This window comes from Citrobacter sp. Ce119 (genome assembly GCF_030334525.1).
GTDB lineage: Bacteria > Pseudomonadota > Gammaproteobacteria > Enterobacterales > Enterobacteriaceae > Citrobacter > Citrobacter europaeus.
Genome location: NZ_JAOWDR010000040.1, coordinates 21,009 through 42,445 on the forward strand (window position 1 = coordinate 21,009; position 21,437 = coordinate 42,445).

General features: G+C 52.1%; 23 protein-coding genes. 6 read left to right on the forward strand and 17 right to left on the reverse strand.

Annotated elements, in window-relative coordinates; translation table 11 throughout:
* Positions 1 to 88 precede the first annotated feature (88 nt).
* Positions 89 to 439 carry a DUF2002 family protein gene (locus OGV80_RS04140; RefSeq protein WP_016154145.1) on the forward strand — a complete coding sequence of 117 codons (351 nt, stop codon included), beginning with the start codon at positions 89 to 91 and terminating at the stop codon, positions 437 to 439.
* Between the two features lie 36 nt (positions 440 to 475).
* On the opposite strand, the gene alaE is transcribed toward OGV80_RS04140, so the two are convergent.
* Complete coding sequence (alaE, locus tag OGV80_RS04145; protein WP_016154144.1) at positions 476 to 925, reverse strand: L-alanine exporter AlaE; 450 nt, start codon at positions 923 to 925, stop codon at positions 476 to 478.
* Positions 926 to 1,472: 547 nt separating this feature from the next.
* Here alaE and stpA point away from each other — a divergent pair.
* Positions 1,473 to 1,874 carry a DNA-binding protein StpA gene (stpA, locus tag OGV80_RS04150; RefSeq protein ID WP_047409266.1) on the forward strand — a complete coding sequence of 134 codons (402 nt, stop codon included), beginning with the start codon at positions 1,473 to 1,475 and terminating at the stop codon, positions 1,872 to 1,874.
* 36 nt (positions 1,875 to 1,910) lie between these two features.
* Here stpA and OGV80_RS04155 read toward each other — a convergent pair whose 3' ends face one another.
* The 3 genes from OGV80_RS04155 to OGV80_RS04165 form a co-directional block, all read right to left on the reverse strand.
* Complete coding sequence (locus OGV80_RS04155; protein WP_043017306.1) at positions 1,911 to 2,090, reverse strand: GDFGVC terminal motif YodC-like protein; 180 nt, start codon at positions 2,088 to 2,090, stop codon at positions 1,911 to 1,913.
* A gap of 80 nt (positions 2,091 to 2,170) precedes the next feature.
* The gene (locus OGV80_RS04160) at positions 2,171 to 2,698 is read right to left on the reverse strand and encodes a rhodanese family protein (RefSeq protein ID WP_043017305.1); all 528 of its coding nucleotides are present in this window, start codon (positions 2,696 to 2,698) and stop codon (positions 2,171 to 2,173) included.
* A 9-nt stretch (positions 2,699 to 2,707) separates the two neighbouring features.
* Entirely contained in the window at positions 2,708 to 3,007 is a 300-nt protein-coding gene (locus OGV80_RS04165; protein ID WP_006687216.1) for an ArsR/SmtB family transcription factor, read from the reverse strand.
* 184 nt (positions 3,008 to 3,191) lie between these two features.
* Here OGV80_RS04165 and OGV80_RS04170 point away from each other — a divergent pair, with 184 nt between their 5' ends.
* Together OGV80_RS04170 and lysM are read left to right on the forward strand one after the other, a co-directional pair.
* Positions 3,192 to 3,350, forward strand: coding sequence for a YqaE/Pmp3 family membrane protein (locus OGV80_RS04170; RefSeq protein WP_003037242.1), 159 nt, complete (start codon positions 3,192 to 3,194; stop codon positions 3,348 to 3,350).
* 96 nt (positions 3,351 to 3,446) lie between these two features.
* On the forward strand, positions 3,447 to 3,896 hold the full coding sequence (gene lysM / locus OGV80_RS04175; RefSeq protein WP_075145751.1) for a peptidoglycan-binding protein LysM: 450 nt from the start codon (positions 3,447 to 3,449) through the stop codon (positions 3,894 to 3,896).
* A gap of 12 nt (positions 3,897 to 3,908) precedes the next feature.
* Here lysM and csiR read toward each other — a convergent pair whose 3' ends face one another.
* From csiR to OGV80_RS04220, 9 genes are all read right to left on the reverse strand, one after another.
* The gene (gene csiR, locus OGV80_RS04180) at positions 3,909 to 4,595 is read right to left on the reverse strand and encodes a DNA-binding transcriptional regulator CsiR (RefSeq protein ID WP_043017304.1); all 687 of its coding nucleotides are present in this window, start codon (positions 4,593 to 4,595) and stop codon (positions 3,909 to 3,911) included.
* A 43-nt stretch (positions 4,596 to 4,638) separates the two neighbouring features.
* Complete coding sequence (gene gabP, locus OGV80_RS04185) at positions 4,639 to 6,039, reverse strand: GABA permease (RefSeq protein ID WP_043017303.1); 1,401 nt, start codon at positions 6,037 to 6,039, stop codon at positions 4,639 to 4,641.
* A gap of 144 nt (positions 6,040 to 6,183) precedes the next feature.
* Positions 6,184 to 7,467, reverse strand: coding sequence for a 4-aminobutyrate--2-oxoglutarate transaminase (gene gabT / locus OGV80_RS04190; protein WP_043017302.1), 1,284 nt, complete (start codon positions 7,465 to 7,467; stop codon positions 6,184 to 6,186).
* A 25-nt stretch (positions 7,468 to 7,492) separates the two neighbouring features.
* On the reverse strand, positions 7,493 to 8,941 hold the full coding sequence (gabD, locus tag OGV80_RS04195; RefSeq protein ID WP_047409279.1) for an NADP-dependent succinate-semialdehyde dehydrogenase: 1,449 nt from the start codon (positions 8,939 to 8,941) through the stop codon (positions 7,493 to 7,495).
* A gap of 23 nt (positions 8,942 to 8,964) precedes the next feature.
* Positions 8,965 to 10,233, reverse strand: coding sequence for an L-2-hydroxyglutarate dehydrogenase (gene lhgD / locus OGV80_RS04200; RefSeq protein WP_047409284.1), 1,269 nt, complete (start codon positions 10,231 to 10,233; stop codon positions 8,965 to 8,967).
* A gap of 19 nt (positions 10,234 to 10,252) precedes the next feature.
* Positions 10,253 to 11,230, reverse strand: coding sequence for a glutarate dioxygenase GlaH (glaH, locus tag OGV80_RS04205; protein WP_087052092.1), 978 nt, complete (start codon positions 11,228 to 11,230; stop codon positions 10,253 to 10,255).
* A 240-nt stretch (positions 11,231 to 11,470) separates the two neighbouring features.
* Positions 11,471 to 12,184 (reverse strand): MgtC/SapB family protein, encoded by a 714-nt coding sequence (locus OGV80_RS04210; RefSeq protein ID WP_043017298.1) that lies wholly within the window; start codon positions 12,182 to 12,184, stop codon positions 11,471 to 11,473.
* A 31-nt stretch (positions 12,185 to 12,215) separates the two neighbouring features.
* Positions 12,216 to 13,451 carry an MFS transporter gene (locus OGV80_RS04215; RefSeq protein ID WP_043017297.1) on the reverse strand — a complete coding sequence of 412 codons (1,236 nt, stop codon included), beginning with the start codon at positions 13,449 to 13,451 and terminating at the stop codon, positions 12,216 to 12,218.
* Positions 13,452 to 13,462: 11 nt separating this feature from the next.
* On the reverse strand, positions 13,463 to 14,287 hold the full coding sequence (locus tag OGV80_RS04220; protein WP_043017296.1) for an MBL fold metallo-hydrolase: 825 nt from the start codon (positions 14,285 to 14,287) through the stop codon (positions 13,463 to 13,465).
* Positions 14,288 to 14,625: 338 nt separating this feature from the next.
* Here OGV80_RS04220 and OGV80_RS04225 point away from each other — a divergent pair, with 338 nt between their 5' ends.
* A complete protein-coding gene (locus OGV80_RS04225) occupies positions 14,626 to 16,800 on the forward strand; it encodes an extracellular solute-binding protein (RefSeq protein WP_167373400.1) in 2,175 nt (724 codons plus the stop codon).
* 43 nt (positions 16,801 to 16,843) lie between these two features.
* On the opposite strand, the gene OGV80_RS04230 is transcribed toward OGV80_RS04225, so the two are convergent.
* Positions 16,844 to 17,446: a short chain dehydrogenase gene (locus OGV80_RS04230; protein WP_286513778.1), complete on the reverse strand. Its 603-nt coding sequence runs from the start codon at positions 17,444 to 17,446 to the stop codon at positions 16,844 to 16,846.
* A gap of 98 nt (positions 17,447 to 17,544) precedes the next feature.
* Here OGV80_RS04230 and OGV80_RS04235 point away from each other — a divergent pair, with 98 nt between their 5' ends.
* The gene (locus tag OGV80_RS04235) at positions 17,545 to 18,435 is read left to right on the forward strand and encodes a LysR substrate-binding domain-containing protein (protein WP_087050848.1); all 891 of its coding nucleotides are present in this window, start codon (positions 17,545 to 17,547) and stop codon (positions 18,433 to 18,435) included.
* A 41-nt stretch (positions 18,436 to 18,476) separates the two neighbouring features.
* Here the strand turns inward: OGV80_RS04235 and OGV80_RS04240 are convergent, their stop codons facing one another.
* The 3 genes from OGV80_RS04240 to OGV80_RS04250 are packed head-to-tail and all read right to left on the reverse strand — an operon-like array spanning position 18,477 to position 21,428.
* Positions 18,477 to 19,991 carry a tripartite tricarboxylate transporter permease gene (locus OGV80_RS04240; protein ID WP_043017292.1) on the reverse strand — a complete coding sequence of 505 codons (1,515 nt, stop codon included), beginning with the start codon at positions 19,989 to 19,991 and terminating at the stop codon, positions 18,477 to 18,479.
* A 10-nt stretch (positions 19,992 to 20,001) separates the two neighbouring features.
* A complete protein-coding gene (locus tag OGV80_RS04245) occupies positions 20,002 to 20,436 on the reverse strand; it encodes a tripartite tricarboxylate transporter TctB family protein (RefSeq protein ID WP_087050849.1) in 435 nt (144 codons plus the stop codon).
* Between the two features lie 14 nt (positions 20,437 to 20,450).
* On the reverse strand, positions 20,451 to 21,428 hold the full coding sequence (locus tag OGV80_RS04250) for a Bug family tripartite tricarboxylate transporter substrate binding protein (protein ID WP_087052095.1): 978 nt from the start codon (positions 21,426 to 21,428) through the stop codon (positions 20,451 to 20,453).
* Positions 21,429 to 21,437 lie beyond the last annotated feature (9 nt).

Here is a 21,437-nt window from a genome sequence, read left to right on the forward strand (position 1 = left end):
GCCACTCGTTTATGGACTTTTCTGAAAGCGTTGCTAATGCTGAATCAGGTAAGGTAAGCCCGCAGTAAAAGATAACGAGGAAAAGAATATGTATTTACGACCAGATGAGGTGGCGCGCGTACTTGAAAAAGTGGGCTTTACCGTTGATGTTGTGACGCAGAAAACGTACGGCTATCGTCGTGGCGAAAATTATGTGTACGTTAACCGTGAAGCACGTATGGGACGTACCGCATTAGTCATCCATCCCACGCTAAAAGAGCGCAGCTCTTCGCTGGCGGAACCTGCTACGGATATTAAAACCTGCGATCACTACCAGCAATTCCCGCTGTATTTAGCCGGAGAGACCCATGAACATTATGGTATTCCACACGGCTTTAGTTCACGAATTGCACTTGAGCGCTATCTGAGTGGGTTGTTTGGCGACGTTAGCTCAAACTAATAATGCGACTGGCAGGGCCAGTCGCAAAGAATCGTATCAAGCTTTAGCCTGGTGATAGCTGCTGACCTTAAACAGGCGGCGGCAATAATCAAGAAAGTAGCCATAGACAGCGCCCATCAGCATTGACACCACGATGTTCGAACTTACTGCAGCCGTAATCTGGTGCCAGTCTGCGCCAACCGTTAACAGAATAATCACATATACCGGCGACTGGAAGGTGACGTAAGCCAACACGTCTGCCAGGTTTTTCCCCCATCCTGCCTGCGTGGCTTTCCGCGCCGCACGCATAAATAAATCGCGGTACATGCCGTAAGGCCATGCGATCAGGATGTTGACGGGGATAGCCACCAGTCTGGAGTACAGTGACTGTTCGAAGCTCATTCCTGAAAGGAATATTTCGATCAACATGTTCACGACAGAACAATAAACAACCATCGCGAACGTGTCTGCTACTGCATGACGCAAGCGTGACTGCGGAGAGAACATGTTAATGCTCCTTGTAAAAAGGGAAAAAAAGGTTTTGAATGCCTTCTTGCTAGTGATTTGTCTTGCTGCTTTCGCGTTTGAATAGGATATCTGTCTGGATAATAACTGGCAACTAGCTTAAAATTTTTATTTATAACCTTTTTGTCGATAAAATGCTCTGCAGTGGTCTGTTTTTTGTTCGTTTTGGTATTTTCGTTGCTGTGTTAATTAAAGGTATTTTAGATCAATGGGTTATAGGAATTTGTTTTTCTGAATTTTTTGCGCTCCTTTTCTGAATGTTGACCAATGTGCAATATGTAGACGAGTTGTCCCGTGCGATGCCGTGGTCTGTTTCTCAAGTGACGTGCAGAGATAGCTTGCAGGTATATTCCTGGCAGCTATCCGGTAATGGAATATATTGCATGGACGATAGCAAAATAGATGCTATAAATACCAGGGTTGGCTATTTGTTTAATAACTCTCGAAGAAATTAGACTGGAAATATAATAAGCAGTTGCATACAATATTTAGCGTAATACTGTTTTTACGTTAAAGAGGTTTTGTTAATATGAGTTCAATGTTAAAAAACTTAAATAATATCCGCTCGCTGCGTGCAATGGCTCGTGAATTTTCCGTTGATGTACTGGAAGATATGCTTGAAAAATTCAGGGTAGTGACCAAAGAACGGCGCGATGAAGAAGAACAACTGCAGCGCCAACGTGCAGAACAGCAGGAAAAAATTAGTGCCTTGCTGGCGCAGATGCAGGCAGATGGGATCAGTCCGGAAGAGCTGTTGAGCATAACGCCTGCGACGGCACGTTCAGTTAAAAAACGTCAGCCACGCCCGGCGAAATATCGTTTTACCGATTTCAATGGTGAAACGCAAACATGGACCGGACAAGGTCGCACACCGAAGCCAATTGCTCAGGCGTTAGCTGCCGGTAAATCTCTTGATGACTTTTTGATCTAATTACGACGGCGGTGAGGGTGCCCTCACCGCTTATTTTCAGCAAACGCCGAAATCACCTTCTTCGGTATATCGCGTCACATCAGCTGCTTTCAGCGTAAATTTATCACCGCTTTCATTACTGGCTTGTACCGCCACAATTTGATCGCCATTGACTTCGATAACTTTCAGTTTGGGTCCGCCCATGCGCGGTTGAACCAGATCGCCAGGTTGAAACATATTGCTCTCCTTTATTTATCGCAGAACTCACCATAGATCACGTCATTCAACGGGTACAGCGCTGTTTCAATGATTACCGCTTAATGAGTACGTCGGTTCCAGGGCATGATATTCAGTACTCGCGCCATGCCGCAAAAGCCGGTCACGCCAGCGAGAATCAGCCCGGCACCAACAAAACCGCTCAGCAGGAAGAACGCGCTGTTAACGGCGTAACCCAGAATGACGCCAAGTAAAGCAAGGCTGCCTGCGGCTATCTGTACCTGACGCATCAGTGGTAACGGTTGTGAACTGTCTTTCGCCACCGGCAAACCAGCGGCTTTCCAGCCATCAATTCCGCCTTCCAGCAACCAGACCTGCGCAGGCGCGGCAATGGCGCTCAGTTTTGTCGCTGCGTTTTGTGTACGTTTGCCGGACTGGCAGTGAAAAATTACCTGACCGGCGCGTAAATTCTCAGGCAGCACTCCGTGCTCAAGCGTGGGTAACGGCACCAGATGCGCCTCAGGAATATGCTCGTACAGATACTCATCAGCATCGCGGATATCAATCAGTTTTGCACCTTGTGCGAGGCGCGTCTGCGCCTCGCGCGGGGAAATCGTCCCAATGGTCATGATGGCTCCTTATGGGCAATACAGTGTTTTTAATGTGGCGATCAGCGAATTCACGGCCGCATTTTTAATGGAGTAGAGGATGCGCTGGGCATCGCGCTGGCTGTCTATCAGACCTTCTTCGCGCATACGCGCCAGATGCTGGGAGGTGGCGGAAGGGCTCAGTCCGGTAGCGCGGGCTAACTCGCCTGCGCTGGTACCGGGCGAACCGCAGAGCATGCACAAAATCAGCAACCTTTTCGGGTTACTCATCGCTTTGAGCAGAGCGGCAGCCTGTTCCGCGCTGGCCTGGAGTTGTTCAAGTTCTGTCATATGTATTTAAGCATAGTCTAAATTAAGTAAATTCTAAAATAAAAAGCCAACGTACGCCAGCGTAAAGAGCGTAAAAGAGGGTAAAACAGCAGGGCGAGACGGACGGAGTTAGCTACACTGATTAATCTTAGAGATAAAATCTCTTTTTAAACAATGATTAACTTTTTGCTTGTAGGGAGTGTGTATGGGTTTCTGGAGAATCGTTTTTACTATTATTCTGCCCCCGCTTGGCGTGCTGCTGGGGAAAGGATTCGGCTGGGCATTTATCCTCAATATCGTTCTGACGCTGCTGGGCTACATCCCCGGTTTGATCCACGCCTTCTGGATACAGACGCGTAACTAATCCTCCTTCTGCTACGGCGCTTTGGCGCCGTTTTCTTTGCGCCTCGTTCTCCTCTGCTACACTTTTGGGTGTTGATTGTTAATAACCGAGGTGGATATGGGACTTTTCAATTTTGTAAAAGATGCGGGTGAAAAACTGTGGGATGCGGTCACTGGAAACCATGACACAGCCGATCTGGCAAAAAAGGTGCAGGAACACCTGAATAAAACCGGCATCCCGGATGCGGATAAAGTGAACGTGCAAATTAACGAAGGCAAAGCCACCGTTTCTGGCGATGGTTTAAGTCAGGAAGCGAAAGAAAAAATCCTGATTGCGATCGGTAATATCTCCGGTATCGCCAGTGTAGACGATCAGGTTAAAACCGCTGCGCCCGCGAGTGAAAGCCAGTTTTATACCGTAAAATCTGGGGATACCCTGAGCGCTATTGCCAAACAGGTTTACGGTAATGCCAACCTGTATAACCAGATATTTGAAGCGAATAAACCGATGTTGAAAAGCCCGGATAAAATCTATCCTGGGCAGGTTTTACGTATTCCGGAACAGTAATATTATTCAGGCTTATTCCGTCAGTAATTTGCCGGACATCGCCTGTTGAATAATCGGAATTGGCGTCAGCAGGTGCTGGCGCATTAATTCGCTGGCGCGCGCGGTATCGCGTGCCAGAATTGCTTCGGTCAGCGTCTTGTGTTGATCGTGTTTATCTTCCAGCATTTCAACTGACAACACCGTTTTACGCAGCCAGATAAACCGGTAGCGCGCCGCCAGAGAGAATAGACGTTCGCGCATTTGCAACAAGTATTGTGAACCGCAGCCGGCGACAATCGCCGAGTGAAACGCCTGATGGCGCTGATCCCACTCGTCGAGCATCTGTTCACTGGCGTCAATGGCTTCAAGTTTGCTGAGCATATGCGCCCGCGCCAGAATTTCAGCTTCCCAGGCGTCATCGCCGCGTTCAATCGCCAGCGCGACCAGCATGGCTTCCATATTGGCGCGGGCATCGAAAATATCGAGCAACTCTTGTTCTGACATCGGGGCGACACGATACCCTTTCTGATTAACCACCGTCACCAGCCGCTCCGCAACCAGCTGCGAAAGCGCTTCACGCAGCGGTCCCACGCCAAGATCGTAGCGCGAGGTCAGCAGACTCATACGCAGTTTTTCATCAGGCTGATAAACACCGCGAATAATGTCGTTCTTCAGCCAGCGGTATCCATCAATGGCCGTCGGTTGGGGAATGGCGGTCATGTCTTACTCCTGAACGGATCCCCGGCCTGCGCCGGGAACAGGTTTAATGCGTATTTTGCAACGGTGCTTTTTGCCACGATAGCAGTTTTTTCCAGCGTGACATAATGGGCACGGTACAAATAATTCCTATGGCTAACAACCCGGTAGAGATAACTTCCAACTGTTGTGCTGGCCGAAATAACATGACTACCAGTACAAAGATAATAAACGCGATGACCAGCCAGGTAAGCCACGGATAGAGCCACATTTTCAGTTTAATTTCGCCGCCTTGCGCCAGTAGGATTTTGCGCATCCGTAGTTGTGAAATCGCAATCACCAGATACACCAGCAGCGCGATGGCGCCGGAGCTGTCGATCAGGAATTTAAACACCTTGGCTGGGGCGTAATAGTTGACCACCACGGTGAGGAACGCGGCCCCCGTAGACAGCAATACCGCCACATAAGGCGTTTTACTGCGGTTTGTTTTACCCATAAAGGCGGGCGCATCGCCACGACGGCTCAGGGAGTAGAGCATACGCGAGGACGTATACAGCGCGGAGTTCAGACAGCTGGTCACCGACAGCAAAATAACGCAGTCCATGATCAGTTTCGCGTGCGGGATATGCAGTAACTCCAATACCGAGCGGTACGAACCCACTTCTTTCAGTCCCGGCATATTCCATGGGATCAGTGCCACCACCACGAAAATGGAGCACAAATAGAAGATGGAGATACGCCAGATAACTGAGTTGGTGGCGCGGACGATATGTTTGTCCGGTGTGTCGGACTCGGCGGCGGCGATGGTGACAATCTCCGCCCCCATAAAGGAGAACATGGTGATTAGCATCGCACTGAGCACTGCGCCAAAACCGTTGGGCATAAAGCCGCCCTGATCCCACAAGCGTGAAACGCCGCTGACGTCAGCATAAGGGTAGAAACCGCTAATTGCCGCCGCACCGAGGGTAATAAACGCCAGAATGGCAATCACTTTGCACAGCGCCAGCCAGAATTCGAACTCACCGTAATTTTTGACGCTCAGCAAATTACTGCCGGTTAATGCCAGCGTGATAACCAGAGAAAACAGCCAGACAGGAATGCCCGGCACCCAGGAGTGTAGAATGATGGCGGCGATATTCGCCTCCAGCGGGATAACCAACACCCAGAACCACCAGTACAGCCAGCCGATGGTATAACCTGCCCACGGACCGATGGCCTTATCGGCATAGGTGGAAAAGGAACCGGTATCTGGGGTGGCGACGGCCATTTCGGCCAGCATGCGCATAATCATCACCACCAGCAACCCGGCGAAAAGATAGGCTAATAATACCGCGGGGCCGGCTTCTGCAATCGCCACGCTTGAACCAACAAACAAACTTGCGCCGATAACCCCGGCAATAGACAGCATGGTGACGTGGCGTGATTTCAGCCCGCCCCCTAAATCATGTGATTGTGACACTTGCCCCATCTTTTAAACCTCTCGAAAGTATTTCACTTGGGAGAGCACCCCGGCATTCCCGCGCCGGGGCACGCGTATTATTGTTATTGACCCTGTTTGCCGGATGGCGGCTCCGCCTTATCCGGCTTAAAATTCCCCGTTCGGATACAGGGCTTAACCCTGCTTCGCCTCGGCAAAACACTGAGCGATAATGTCCAGCCCCTGGCGGATTTGCGCGTCTTCAATGGTCAGCGGAACCAGAATGCGCAGCACGTTGTAGTAAGGTCCGCAGGAGAGCAGGATCAGCCCTTTATCGCGTGCACGCGCCACCACTTCCGCAGTCAGTTTGGCGTCTGGCTTCGTGCGATCGCCGTCTTCAAACAGTTCGATAGCGATCATCGCGCCCAGTCCGCGCACATCGCCAATCTCGCGGTGGGTTTCCGCGATAGCCAGCAGGCCTTCGCGCAGGGTTTGTCCCAGCTCGTTGGCTTTTTGCAGCAGATTTTCCTGTTCGAAAATGTTCAGTACCGCCAGCGCGGCGGCGCAGGCAATCGGGTTACCGGCATAGGTACCGCCCAGCCCGCCCGGTGGGATAGCGTCCATCACTTCGGCGCGTCCGGTCACTCCGGCCAGCGGGAAGCCGCCGGCGATGGATTTGGCGAAGGTGGTAAGATCGGGGGCGACGCCCATCTGCTCCATAGCGAACAGCGTACCGGTACGGCCCGCTCCGCTCTGTACTTCATCGGCAATCAGCATGATCCCGTGCTCGTCACAAATGGCGCGCAGACGTTGCATAAATGCAGGTGAGGCAGCGTAGAAACCACCTTCGCCCTGGACGGGCTCAATCACGATGGCAGCAACATCTTCCGGTGCGGCATCGTTTTTGAAGATGCGGTGAATGCTGGCGATAGCATCGTCGTCACTGATGCCGTGCAGCGGGCACGGATATAGCGCGCGATACACGTGGCCTGGCATCAGCCCCATTCCGGCTGAGTAGGGATTGACTTTCCCGGTCAGCGACAGGGTGTAGTGCGTACGACCGTGGTAAGCGCCGCTGAAAGCGATCGTGCCGGTTCGCTTAGTGGCGGCGCGGGCGATTTTTACCGCGTTTTCCACCGCTTCGGAACCAGTCGTTACCAGCAGGGTTTTCTTGGCGAAATCACCCGGCACTTTCTTGTTCATAATTTCGCACAGCTCAAGGTAAGGCTCATAGGCCAGCACCTGGAAACAGGTATGGGACAGCTTTTTCAACTGCGCTTCTACCGCAGAGACGATCTGCGGGTGCAGGTGGCCGGTGTTCAGCACCGCGATACCGCCAGCAAAATCGAGGAATTCACGGCCTTCAACGTCCCACACCCGACAGTTTTCTGCCCGCTCGGCAAAAATTGGGTGGATCTGTCCAACGCCACGGGGAACGGCGTTGCTGCGACGTTGCATAAGTTCTTTGTTGGTGCTCATCAGGTGTTCTCCAGTATTTATTTTATTAAAGGCCGATGCACATATATTTGATTTCTAAGTAGTCTTCGATGCCGTATTTCGATCCTTCACGGCCAAGACCGGAGGCTTTGATCCCACCAAACGGGGCGACTTCGTTGGAGATAATGCCGGTGTTAATCCCGACGATGCCGTACTCCAGCGCTTCGCCAACGCGGAAGACGCGGCTCAAATCACGGGCGTAGAAATAGGCGGCCAGACCAAACTCGGTGTCGTTGGCCTGAGCGATGACGTCAGCTTCGTCTTTAAAACGAAACAGCGGAGCCAGCGGGCCGAACGTTTCTTCTTTGGCGACCTTCGCGTTATCAGGCACATCCACCAGAATGGTGGGTTGGAAGAAGTTCCCGCCGAGCGCGTGAGGTTTACCGCCCGCGATAATGCGCGCGCCTTTATCCAGGGCATCGGCGATGTGTTCCTGCACTTTGGCTACCGCTTTCTCGTCGATCAGTGGTCCGGTGGTGACGTCAGGTTGCAGACCATCGCCGAGGCGCAGCTTGCTTACCGCCTGCTCAAGTTTTTCGGCAAAACGCTCATACACGCCGTCCTGCACGTACAGGCGGTTGGCGCAAACGCAGGTTTGCCCAGCGTTACGGAACTTCGACGCCAGCGCGCCTTCCACGGCTTTATCGAGATCGGCATCGTCAAAAACGATGAACGGCGCATTGCCGCCCAGTTCCAGCGACACCTTTTTGATGTCTTTGGCACATTGCTGCATTAGCTGACGGCCAATTTCGGTTGAGCCGGTAAATGACAGCTTGCGCACCAGCGGGTTGCCGGTCAGCTCGTTGCCGACCGCGCCCGCAGAACCGGTCACCACGCTGAAAACGCCTGCTGGGATCCCTGCGCGATTGGCAAGCTCTGCCAGCGCCAGTGCGGAGTAGGGGGTTTGGCTGGCGGGTTTAAGCACCATGGTGCAACCTGCCGCCAGCGCCGGGCCAGCTTTACGAGTGATCATCGCCGCCGGGAAGTTCCACGGTGTAATCGCGGCGGTAACGCCGATCGGCTGTTTGATGACGATCAGACGTTTATCAGCCTGATGGCCGGGGATCGTATCGCCATAAATGCGCTTACCTTCTTCGGCAAACCACTCAATAAATGAGGCGGCATAGGTGATTTCACCTTTGGCCTCTGCCAGCGGTTTACCCTGTTCCAGGGTCATCAGGCGGGCGAGATCGTCCTGATGCTCAATCATCAGGTTGAACCAGCGACGCAGGATGTTGGCCCGCTCTTTGGCGGTCAGCGCACGCCATGCGGGCAGAGCGCGGTTAGCAGCGTTGATCGCTTCGCGGGTTTCATCCGCCCCCATTTTCGGTACGCTGCCCAATTGCTGACCGTTGGCGGGGTTGGTCACCGCGAGGGTCTCGCCGCTGTTGGCGTCACACCAGTTGCCGTCGATCAATGCCTGCTGGCGGAATAAGGTTGGATCGTTAAGTTGCATAATTGCTTCCTGTCTTAATCGTGTTAACGGGTGAATGCGGCGTGTAATGTCTCAACGCTACGTGCCGCACGCAGCGTGCGTCCGGAATTACTCTGGTTCTCCAGTAGCGCATGAACTTTGCTGACAATATGCGCGCCGATAGGGATCGCCGACGTTGCCGCCGGAGAAGGGGCGTTACAGGTGTGAATTGAGCGTGGCGTGGTGACAAACAGGAAATCGTCTATTAGCTTGCCATCAGGTGACACCGCCTGCGCCCGCACGCCCGCAGGCCAGGGCTGCAGATCGTTCTGCGTCAGACTCGGGCAGTACTTTTGCACCAACCGCAGATAGCCGCTTTTGCACAGCGAATTCTTCATTTCGCCAAGCCCTGAACGCAGGTTGTTTTGCAGCACGCGGCGAATGCCGGAAGAACCGAGGATCTCCAGCGTATCGCTGAGCGAGAAGTCGCGTTTACGATAGCCTTCACGCTTAAATGCCAGTACCGCGTTGGGGCCCACGGTGACGCTGCCGTCAATCATCCGGGTCAGATGAACGCCGAGAAACGGCATCGCCGGGTCGGGGATGGGGTAGATCAGATGGTTAACTATCTGGTTGTGTTCTGACGCCAGGCGGAAATATTCGCCACGGAATGGACAGATGATAAAGCCGGGTTCAACGCCGAGCATTTTCACCAGTCGGTCCGCCATCAGACCAGAGCAGCTAATCAGCGTTGCCCCCTCAAATTCCTGCCCCTGGCGGGTATGGACGATCACGCCCGCAGCGTGCTCCTTTAGCGCGCTGACCTCGGCGTTGTAAATAATCTCGCCGCCTTTGGCCTGGAAAATCTTCGCCATCGCGGCGGTCACTTCACGGTAGCTGACGATCCCGCTCGACGGGACGAAAATGCCGCCCAGCCCGGTGATATTGGGTTCACGCTCACGTAGTTCCTGCGCATTCAGCCATTCGCGCTCCAGGCCGTTAGCGGCGGTGCGATCCCAAAGCGCCCGCATGCGCTCCATTTCCAGTGAGGAGGTGGCAACCAGCATTTTTCCGCAGACGTCGTAGCGGATGCCGTTTTGGTCGCAAAAGGCTTTTGTGGCGCGATTACCGGCCAGGCAAAATTGCGCCTTCAGGCTGCCGGGGGTGTAATAGACCCCGGCATGAATTACGCCGCTGTTATGGCCCGTCTGGTGGCAGGCCGGACCGGACTCTTTTTCCAGCAGCGCTATTCTGGCGTCCGGATAGACATCAATCAGTTGCATGGCGGTCGACATGCCGATAATACCGCCGCCAATAATCACAAAATCATACATCCGCTTTTTTCCTTCGCGCTTACTGATGAGTCTGGTAGTGGTTTGTCGCGTAAGCGAAATAACCACGTTGGCGCATCAGTTCGCGGCGCAGGTCAGGATGCGAGGTGAAGCGGTCACGACCATGCAGCCAGAACAGGTTGTTGATCAGCAGGAATTTACCCACTGGAACCGGAACGGAAATAATGCTCTTACTGGTTTCCAGCGCATCGGACAAATCGCTCAGCCAGACGCCTTCGTCATAGTCTTTAGGCTGGACGAACTGGTCGATGTAACGCATTACCGGACGCCCCTGCTGGTCAACGTCAAACACCGGATGGAACACTTCCTGGCTGACGTTTTTGCTCGGCGGCGCGGCAAAACGCATCGCGCGACGCGCCAGCGGATGGGTAAAGTAGTGATCCAGATGTTCCCAGTCGTCGAGGTGCAGCAGCAGCGAGTTACCACCGGTCATGTTCTGTTCGTCAATCTTCATCATCAGCACATAGTCGGTGATCTCTTCGAGGTAGGTTCCGTCGTTATGCAGCTCCATGACACGATGCGGCTGGCGCAGGTAGCTGTCTGAGTTATCGACGTTTTTCACCACAAAACGCGCATAATATTGCCCACTCATCGCATCAAAATTGGAGCGTCCGATCAGATGTGCCACCGCCGTCGCCAGCTTAACCATCTCTTCCGCCTGCGCGACATCATCTACGCCGACGGCATTGATCAACAGCGCGCCTTCGGCACGATCGAGCAACGTTTTCAGCAGCACAGGCTGCAACTGATTACCGCACAGATCATCGAGGATTTTGCCCACTTTGAAGCGCAGGAAGGATTTGTATTCCAGGGCCTGTACCGGCCACTGCGCAACGGCCTGGATAAATTGTTCAGTGGTCTCAGCGGAAAAAGTCAGCTCCAGTAGACGTGGGGACTGGGCTGATGGTTTCAGCGTGAAACCGCTGTAATGCTGGGCAGGATCTTCAGCGTTCTGTTTTACGGCAGTCAGTGCGTTCATCAAATCGTTCCTCTCAGTAGATTGTCAGGGAGATATGGCGCAGCTCGTTTCGTAGCCATAAATTAAAAATATCTACATTTTTGAAAAACGCGCACAGAATGAGCTTGTTTGTTTATTATTTGTGATCAAAAACAACAATTATTTAACATTGTAAAAGGTGAGGATTTAGAGGCTGGATGGATACTGAGTAGCTATTTCAGGGGCGAAAACCCCTGATTTTAAAGAGGAAGATAAGGTGTATTAATGTTCCAGAGCGATGGCGCAGACGTGTTCCACATGGGTCAGATCGTGGTATAAGTCGGGCAAGGTCATCTTTTGACGAATTACGATTTTGAGATTGACCTCAATTTTGCCCTTCTTGATATCCCTGATCGTGATGTTTTCGATAATGTTTTTCTGTTGATGAATGCGGGTTATCAGACTTTCAAGAGCGTCTCGTTCATCAAGAATAACCCGCACTTTAACTTTTCCGGGAAACTGGTTTCTGGTCTGTAAGAAAATTATGAATGGGCTTAGTTTGATCGCTAATAAAAATAAAGCCGTGGCAAAAACAGCATGCAAATAAAAACCGGCTCCGCAGGTAATTCCCACCCCTGCAGATGCCCAGACAATTGCCGCAGTAGTGAGACCAGAGATAGCATCGTCGTGTCGGTGCAGAATGACTCCCGCACCGAGAAAACCAACGCCGCTGATAATCTGCGCCGCCAGGCGCATAGGATCGCTACGGATATTCATCGAAATTTCAGCATAGTATTCAGCAGATTGTATTGATACGACAGTTAACACACAGCTGGCTACGGATAAAATAACGCAGGTTTTGAAGCCGACCGGTTTCCCTTTCGATTCTCTTTCCAGGCCAATAATGCCACCCAGAATAAATGCAATACTGATTTTGATGATCGTAGTTAAAGGCAACAATCCTTGCTCATTGATGATGGCGGCCAGATTATTCATGCAATTACCTTAATAAGAGAGTCTTTAACGATCAGGAGTTTGCTTTTTTCAATGTGAGGTCCGTTTTGCGTTTCGAAATATCGTCCCGGAAGAAAATCAGGAAGAATACGCTGACCACTGCAGCAACGCCTGCTGAAACTAGCCAGAATGTCTCCCATTGTGGCAACGCCTCTGGACCTTGTTCCGTCACGGTGTTGTTAAAGATTTGCCCGCATACGGTGGAAGCAAATAGCAGACCAACGCCGTTGGAGACGATAAATCGCAAGCTTTGGGCTTGTGCTTTAATCTCTGGCGCTGCTTTACGGTCAACATAAATGTCGCCCACGGTAAAGAAAAAGTCCCAGCAGAATCCTTGTAACATCAGGCCGATCAGCACAAACATCATGTTGGCATCCAGCGAGGCATTAGCAAATAATAGTGTGCGGATAATCCAGCAAACGGCGCCTAACATCAGCGTGATTTTGAAGCCAGCTTTCAGTAAGAAGAACGACAGCAGGAACATGAAAATGACTTCACAGGCGATGCCAACCTGCATCATTGAGGCGGCGTTATCGAATCCAAGCGCTTTTAAAAAGACCGGGATATAGGCGGAATAAGCCGTTTTAGGGATCATCAGGACAAAAATACTGAGCATCAAAACCGAGAAACTGCGGTCTTTGAAGAGCGCCAGAGCATCCAGACATAACAGATCGCGAAGCGTAAACACGCTTCCTTTTGCTTTCGGTGGGGTATTTGGCAACGTAAAACAGTACAGGCCGAGAACGACACCGGAAGCCGACGCGATATACCAGGTGATGGTATTTCCAGAATAACCCATTTCACCAATGATAAAGCCGATGACCATAAAGCCAAATGTGCCGAATACACGAATAAATGGGAAGTATTTTACCCCGTTAATGTGGCTGAAACTGATACTGTTCGCCAGCGCAGTTGTAGGATAAAACAGCAGACCAACCAGGAAAATCATGGTTAACGTCATACCTGTATTTTGCGCCTCAATAAATTGCGGAACAAACAACAGTACACCAGCATTAATTAAATGCAGGATCGCCATGACTTTTTGTGACGAAAAAAAGCGGTCGGCGACCATGCCAATAAATAGCGGGGAAAGAATAGTCGCCAGGCCAAGCAAAGCATAGGATGAGCCAATAATTGTCGCCATACCATAGGTGCTCAATACCAGCCCCATGGTCATATTCCAGGCACCCTGCATGAAATATTGTATGAACATCATAATCAACAGGCGTGGTGTTTTATTAAGGTCCATATTGCATATCCTTATTGGTTGATGCTCAGGTTAAGCCCGTCCCAGGCGACAAGAATGTTCTCTTTGTCGCATGCCGCAACGAGATCGTCGTGCAGCAGACCTCCGCTGTGTGAAATATGCGAGACGATAAGTTGGCTATTTTTCTCGAGGCAACCGAGTTCCGCAAGCCTGTCTCTGGCGGCGAAGACGGTTTCCAGGCTCATGTGGTTATTCGTACGATTATCACCATTAAAACCGTAGGTGCACTCCAGGACAGCCAGATCGATTTTTTTTCCTTTCAGCCACTGCCATGTGAGCTCAGGAAACCAGCCTGAATCATGTCCGTAAAAAATTGACTGGCCTTCTTTTTCGATAAACCAGGTATAACAAAGCTCCCACTTGGCATGGTTAGCCAGCAGCGGAGTGATGCGGTATCCGCGAGTTTCAACGGTCACGAAAGGAACCAGACAATGAAAAGCAAATCTTTCAGCGCTGTAGCCCGGTAACACTTCCGCGGCACCGTTAATTGCACGGTCATTACCAAAAATGTGCAACGGATGAGTAATTTCAAATCCATACCCTTCCATTCGGCTAAATAGATCGCCGACGTTGAAATGATCGGGATGAGTATGTGTGAACAATAGCGATCTGATCTCTGTTGCGTCCAGGCCATCTCGCAGCAGTTGTTGGCTGAATTCAGGCGCCACGTCAATGAGCAGTTCATCGTCGATAATCGCTGAAGAGTGTGTGCGTAAGTCTTTGCCTTTCCGAATGCGGGCTTGCTGGCAGTGCTCACAACGGCAAAAAGGATTGGGGATCCCTTCAGATGCAGCGGTTCCCAGAAAATGAATCTTCATGTTTCCCTCTTAATGACAAATGCGATCGTTGTTTTTTTAGGCAATAATGTAATAAAACGTAATTGGAACGTGTCAATTATGATTCCGGCGTTTTATATGAACAACGATCTTTTTCCTCAGAAGTGATCCTCTTCAAATATTATAAAATTTATACTTATATTTCATTGTGTTAATGTTTTTATGTTATGAGGATTGTCTATCAACAACATCAGGCTTTTTTATTATGACATGTTTATAAAATGCACTTTTTAATATTGTAACGTTCAAATTTAAGTGCTGAAGATAGTTTCCTGATGAGCGCCGTGCTAGCATCAAAGCATCAGGGGAAGGATGTAAAAATGCCAACTATCAAAGACATAGCAAGAATTGCCGGTGTGTCGCATGGAACTGTCTCGAATGTGCTCAATGGCAGAGGGAATGTAAGCGTCGAGAAGATTGAAGCGGTTCAACGTGCAGCCCGAGAAGTTGGCTATCAGTTGAATGCGCAGGCGCAATCGTTGAGAGCCAGCAAAAGTCAGGGAGTGGCACTGATTCTGCCCGACATCAATGCCGAACAGTACTTTCAACTCTATCGGGGATTGCATCAGGTTTGGCAGCCTTCATTAAGCGAACCGATTGACCTTTACCTGACCAACGATCTGCCCAATCTTGAGCTGGAGATTCTGCAAACGCTGGCGGCAAAGTCCTACCAGGCTGTTGTCTCGGTCAGTTGCCTGAATGACAGTCAGCCCTATTACGACTTGCTCAGGCTCTCCCCGGAAAATGTTCTGTTTGCATATCGCCAGCCTGTCGGCGCAGTTTGTTATTTTAGCCTTGACTATGTGACTGCAGGCGAAGAAACAGCGAGGAGGGCGCTGGCGCAGCAGCCGGGCCATATTGGTATATTCTGCGAACGTCTGGAATTTTCCCATAGCGCGAGCTTTACTCAGGCGATACAGGAAACCTGCCGGGAATTAAGTCCGCATACGAAGCTAACGATTTTACCTGCACATGCCAGTGAAGCTAACACCGTCGCTTTTGACTTTTTTCGCGGGGCAATTCCCGATCTGTTTATTGTCCAGGACTCTGAGAGAACGCGAGCACTGACGCAAGCAGCCTGGTTTGGTAGCTCCCAGTCCTGCCCGCCGATATTGCAACTGAGTGATAATCTTCCTGCATCCTTCGACGGGATCACAAGCTACCAGATGGATTATGGTCGCTTGGGGACAACTATTGCCTCCAGTATTCGCCTGCCCAAAAGTAAAGAAAAGCATCGTATTCTGACGAATTGCGGTTTTTCCTGGAATGGACAGTACGTGCCGCCGCCTGAAACCGAGGCGACGCTGAATATGTTAATTTTACCAAGTCCTTCGACTGATGCGTTGAAGAAATTGTTACCCCACTTTTATCGCCAGACCGGTATTAAGGTTAATCTGGCGGTTTATCCCTATGATGAAGTTTTTGAAATCCTTTCCCATCTTCATCTACATCCTTATTACGATTTATTGCGAATCGATATGGCGTGTTTTCCCTGGTTTGCTGAGAAAGCACTATTGCCGCTGGAATCCGTCTCTTCTGAGCTTCCGCTGCTGTTGGAAAATTTCTCTGAGCAAATTCAACAGCACTTCAGCATGGTGAATGGGACGGCATGGGCAATACCCTTTGATGCCAGTATGCAGCTTCTGTTTTATCGACGAGATCTGTTTGAAGACGCGACGATTAAACGGATGTTTTATGAAGCAACGGGAAAAGAGTTAACGCTGCCAGAGAGCTTTGCACAATTTGATGAGATAGCGGCTTTCTTTAGTCAGTTACATCAGCCAGAAAACAGACAGCGCCCGATGGGAACTGCGGTGACCCTGGGAAGCTCGGGGCTTATTGCTACCGAGTATCTGCTGCGTTACTACGCGCTCGGTGGGCGTTTAGTGCGTGAGGGCGAGCCGGTACAACTCGAGCCTTCACTTGCCGCAACTGCACTCGAACAATATCTACAACAGCTTTCTATCGCCGTGAATCTCCCCGGTGAGTGGTGGAGTGACGCGGTAAAACAGTTTGAGCGTGGAAATCTTGCCATGCTGATCATGTATCTCAATTTGTTTAATGATGTGGCGCACACGGCCATAGCGCCCACTATCGGCTATGCTCCCGTTCCAGGGCAACTTCCACAATTGGGGGGCGGTTCCATTGGAATGTCCCGCTACAGTAAAAAGAAAAAACAGGTTGAGCAGTTCTTTCATTGGCTTTATTCCGATGAAATTGCGCGTCATCTGGTTTTGCTGGGAGGAAATAGCGCCTGGTCTGGAATATGTCACGATCAAAACGTTCTCAATCTCTACCCGTGGTTTAATTTATTGAATGAAAAAGGCATGACGGGAATAAGGGAGTCTGAGGGAAGTAAAGGTGAACCTTTCAACCTGCGCCAGGCAGAGATTATTATCGGGCAAGGCGTGACGAATGCAATTAACGGCATTATGGATGTCACTGAGGCCGTGGAATATATCAATGCGCGAATAAGAAACGAAACGGGTGCCTGAGCCTGCCTCTTCCTGATGACGTAAGAGGCAGGGTAATGCTTTGTCAGTAACCGACTTTATAAATACGCCCGGTTTGGATGCCTTCCACACTGCGGCGATAGGCGTTGGCGACGGCGGCGGCGGGCACACTTTCAAAGCCCGGGAAGAAATCGTCGTAAGCTTCGGCGGACTCACTGAGCACGGTTGGGCTTATCAGGTTAATACGCTGACCACGCTCTAATTCGCAGGCCGCGGCGCGAACAAATCCTTCCAGACCGGCATTGATCGTTGCCGCATTCGCTCCCTGTGCGATGGGTTCATGGGCGATGATGCCGCTAATTAGCGTAATTGAGCCGCCATCATTGAGAAAATGCTGCCCGGTTAGTGCCAGACGAATCTGGCCTAACAGCTTATCCTGTAACCCCTGATTAAAGTCCTCATCGGTCATCGTCGACAGCGGCCCAAAGAACAGATTGCCGGTGGCGGAAATGATCGCATCTACCCGACCGACTTTTTCAAACAATGCCTCGACACTCTCCTGCGAGGTGATATCAACCTGGTAATCTCCCTGCGTGCGACCTACGCGGATCACCTCATGTTTACGGCTTAACGCTTCTGTGACTGCGCGCCCCACTGTGCCGCTGGCACCAATAATGACGATTTTCATAACCACCTCCGCAATAGTGTGAGCCGCTATTCTTTAATGAAAATGAAATCGGATAAACTGGCTAAAAGTTAGATGATTACTAACCAGGGGTTTGTAATATGGATAAACTGCGCGGCATGGAAACGTTTATCGCCGTGGTGGAGAGCGGGAGCTTCACCGTTGCAGCAACGAGACTCGAAATGTCTGCGGTGATGGTGGGTAAATATATTACCCAACTGGAAGCGCAGCTTGGCACGCGTCTGCTGGAGCGTAATACGCGCCGCCAGAGCCTGACCGATGCCGGGCGAGTCTATTTTGAAGAAGCCCGCCGCGTGCTGGAGCAGGTGTCGATAGCCGAACGTTCGGTAGAGCGTTTGCGGCTGGCACCGGCGGGGACGCTACGCATTAGCGCGCCCACTTCTTTTGGCGCTTGCGTGATCTCGCCGCTGGCCGCTGCATTTTTACAGGCCTGGCCAGAGGTGCGCATTGAGCTGGATCTGACCAACCGGATGGTTGATCTGGTGAATGAAGGCGTTGACCTGGCAATCCGTATTGGCGATATCCATCAGACTGACGTGGTGGCAAAATACCTGTGTCCCTACCGTATGGCAATCTGTGCTTCGCCAGAATATCTTGCCCGCTATGGTACTCCCCGGACGCCCGCGGAACTGGTGGACCATCTGTGCCTGTCCCATACCGTGTGGACGGCTCGCAACGAGTGGATACTGCCTGGCGTGACGGGTGAGGTCAGATGGAAACGCGATGCGATCCTGCGCTGTAACGATGGCCACGGCCTGCGTATGGCGGCGGTCGCGGGGGCCGGACTGTTATTGCAACCGGAGGTGTTGCTGGCGCAAGAACTGGCTACGGGGAAATTGATTCGGGTGCTGGAAGGGTTTACGCCGCAGCCGCGGTCGATTCATCTTCTGTGGCGACAGGATTTGCGTCCTCTGCCCAAGCTCACAAGGTTTGTTGAGCACGTGCTGGAAGGAACGCGAAGTTTGCGTTGAAGATGAAAATGCCGGATGGCGCTACGCCATCCGGCTTAATACTAACCGATATCCACCTGCGGTTTGCTGTTACGTTTGCGGATCAGTCGCAGCACTGGCGGGACTACGATAACCAGTACCGCCAACACCAGCAGCACTTTCGCCACGCCGCTGGCCCACAGAATATCCATATTACCGTTACTGATAGACAGCGCCCGGCGCAGGTTCTGCTCCAGCATTTCCCCGAGAACGAAGCCTAAAATCAGCGGCGACATCGGGAAGTGCATTTTACGCAAAATGTAGCCCAGTACGCCGAGGGCGACCATCAGCACCAGATCGAAGGTGGTGCTATGGACGGCATACACGCCAACCGCGGAGACTGCCGCGATAGCCGGTACCAAAAACCACAGTGGGATGGTCAGCATACGGGTAAACAGGCCGATTAGCGGGATGTTCATTACCAGCAGCATCACGTTGGCAATCAGCAGCGCCGCAATCAGCCCCCAGACGATATCCGGTTGTTCGGTAAACATCGCCGGACCCGGTGTAATGTTGTACAGCGTCAGCGCGCCCATCATCACCGCCGTGGTGCCGGAGCCCGGTACGCCGAGCGTCAGCATCGGGATAAAAGAGCCGCAGGCCGAGGCGTTGTTGGCGGCTTCGGGGGCCGCCACGCCGCGAATATCACCCTTGCCAAAGCTGTCGCTGTTGCCGCTGAGCTTTTTCTCGGTCATGTAGGTGATTGCGCTGGCAATGGTCGCGCCAGCGCCAGGCAGAACGCCGACGAAAAAGCCAATCACCGATGAACGCAGGGTTGCGCCAACGCACTGCGCACCTTCTTTGGCGTTAAATAACATGCGGCCCGTTTTACGCACCAGCGTCTGGCCACTGCTGGTATGTTCCAGCATTAACAGTATTTCAGAGACGGAGAACAGCCCAATCACCACCACGATAAACTGCACACCGTCGGAGAGATGGACGCTGTCAAAGGTAAAGCGATAAACCCCGGTATTGGCGTCTACGCCGACGGTCGCAAGGCCGAGACCGATAAGCGCTGCCAGAAATGATTTCAGCGGATTTTGCGCCATCATACTGCCGAGGCAGGCAATAGCGAAAACCATTAAGGCGAAGTATTCCGCCGGACCGAAGGCCAGCGACCATTGGGCTAACGCTGGGGCAAACAGAATGATGCCGCCGATAGCGATAAGCGAACCAAAGAAAGAACTGACCGCCGAGATAGAGAGTGCGACGCCGCCGCGGCCTTGCTGCGCCATCGGATAGCCATCGAGCGCGGTCATAATCGCCGCCGCATCGCCGGGAACATTCAGCAGGATGGAGGAGATACGCCCGCCGTATTCACAACCAATGTAGACGGTCGCCAGCAGGATCAGCGCAGATTCTGCGGGCAGATGCAAAGCGAATGCCAGCGGCAGCAGGATCGCCACGCCGTTAATGGGCCCAAGTCCAGGCAGCAGTCCGACAATAGTACCGACAAAACAGCCAATCAGGGCGATGACCAGGTTTTCCGGTGTCATTGCCACCGCGAAACCCTGAGAAAGATAAATCCAGGTATCCATCGTTTCTCCGTTAACCCAGCCAGGCGCCGAGTGGTAAGGTGACGTCAAGCAGTCGGTCAAAGGCATACCACAGCAGAATGCCAAGCACCGCGCCGGAAATACCCGCAGCCGGGATGGTTGCGCCGAACAGCATGCCAATCACCACGGTGAGAATGGCGGTGGCGATGGGAAAACCGAGCCACTCAAAACCCCAGGCGTACATCAACAAAACAATCACCATCGTTAGCAGCTTTTGCAGCACGTGGCGACGAGGCCAACTGATGGTGTCCGGATGGCGCAACAGCAGCGCCACGGCGCAGACCAGCATCAGGCTGATAATGCCAAGCGGGAAGGGACGCGGCCCAACCGGTTCATAGCTGTATTCGCTGGTGATTTGCCAGGCCACGAACAGCCCGGCTATACAGAGCAACAGCCAGATACCTGCAAAAATACGATCGCTCATCATCTTTGCCTCTGTGCTTATTTCGCCAGACCGAAGGCTTTCGCCTGCTCACGATAATCCGTGACCTGCCTTTTTACGTACTCGTCGAGCTGCTTACCGCTCATGTTGAATTCAAACAGGCCGCGCAGATCGCGCTGCTTTTTAAATTCATCGGTCTGCTGGAGTTTGTTAAAGGCATCAACCCACCACTGATACTCGGCGTCGTTGACTTTGGGGCCCACGTAGAAGCCGCGAATGATGGGCCACACGAGGTCATAACCCTGCTCTTTGGCGGTTGGCACGTTAGCTAACTGACCCGGCAGACGTTCTTCCGAGAACACCGCGAGCACGCGAATTTTGTCGCCGCTGAGATAAGGCACCATTTCACTGAGATCGCCGGAAACCACCTGCACGTGATTGCCCATCAGCGCGGTAACCGGTTCGCCGCCGCCTTCAAAGGCGACGTAGCGCATCTTATGCGGATCAACGTTGGCTTTTTGCGCCAGCAGCGCCGACTTCATCCAGTCCTGGCTACCGATAGAGGCGCCTGCGCCAATGACCACGCTGTTGGGATCTTTCTCCATTGCCGTTAGCAGGTCTTTCAGCGTTTTCCACGGTGAGTCCTGGCGTACGGCAATCATGCCGTAGTCGGTGCCGACACTCGCCAGCCAGCGGACATCATCCACGCCGTAGCGACCAAACTTGCCCTGTGACAGATTCAGCAGTGAGCCGCCGGAGAAGGCCACTACGGTTCCCGCTTCAGCCGGGCGTTGAGCGACGATCGCGTTATAGGCCACGGCGCCAACGCCGCCGGGCATGTAGGTTACGCGCATCGGTTTTTCGATCGCGCCGGTTTCCATCATGCTCACCTGAATCAACTTACAGGTGAGATCGAAACCGCCGCCGGGTTTAGCAGGGGCGATACATTCCGTGCGCGATGGCGCTTGTTCGGCCAGTACAGAGGTACTCATCAGTAAAATGCTTGCAGTAAGGGTACGAAGTAACTGTTTTTTCATTGTTTATCC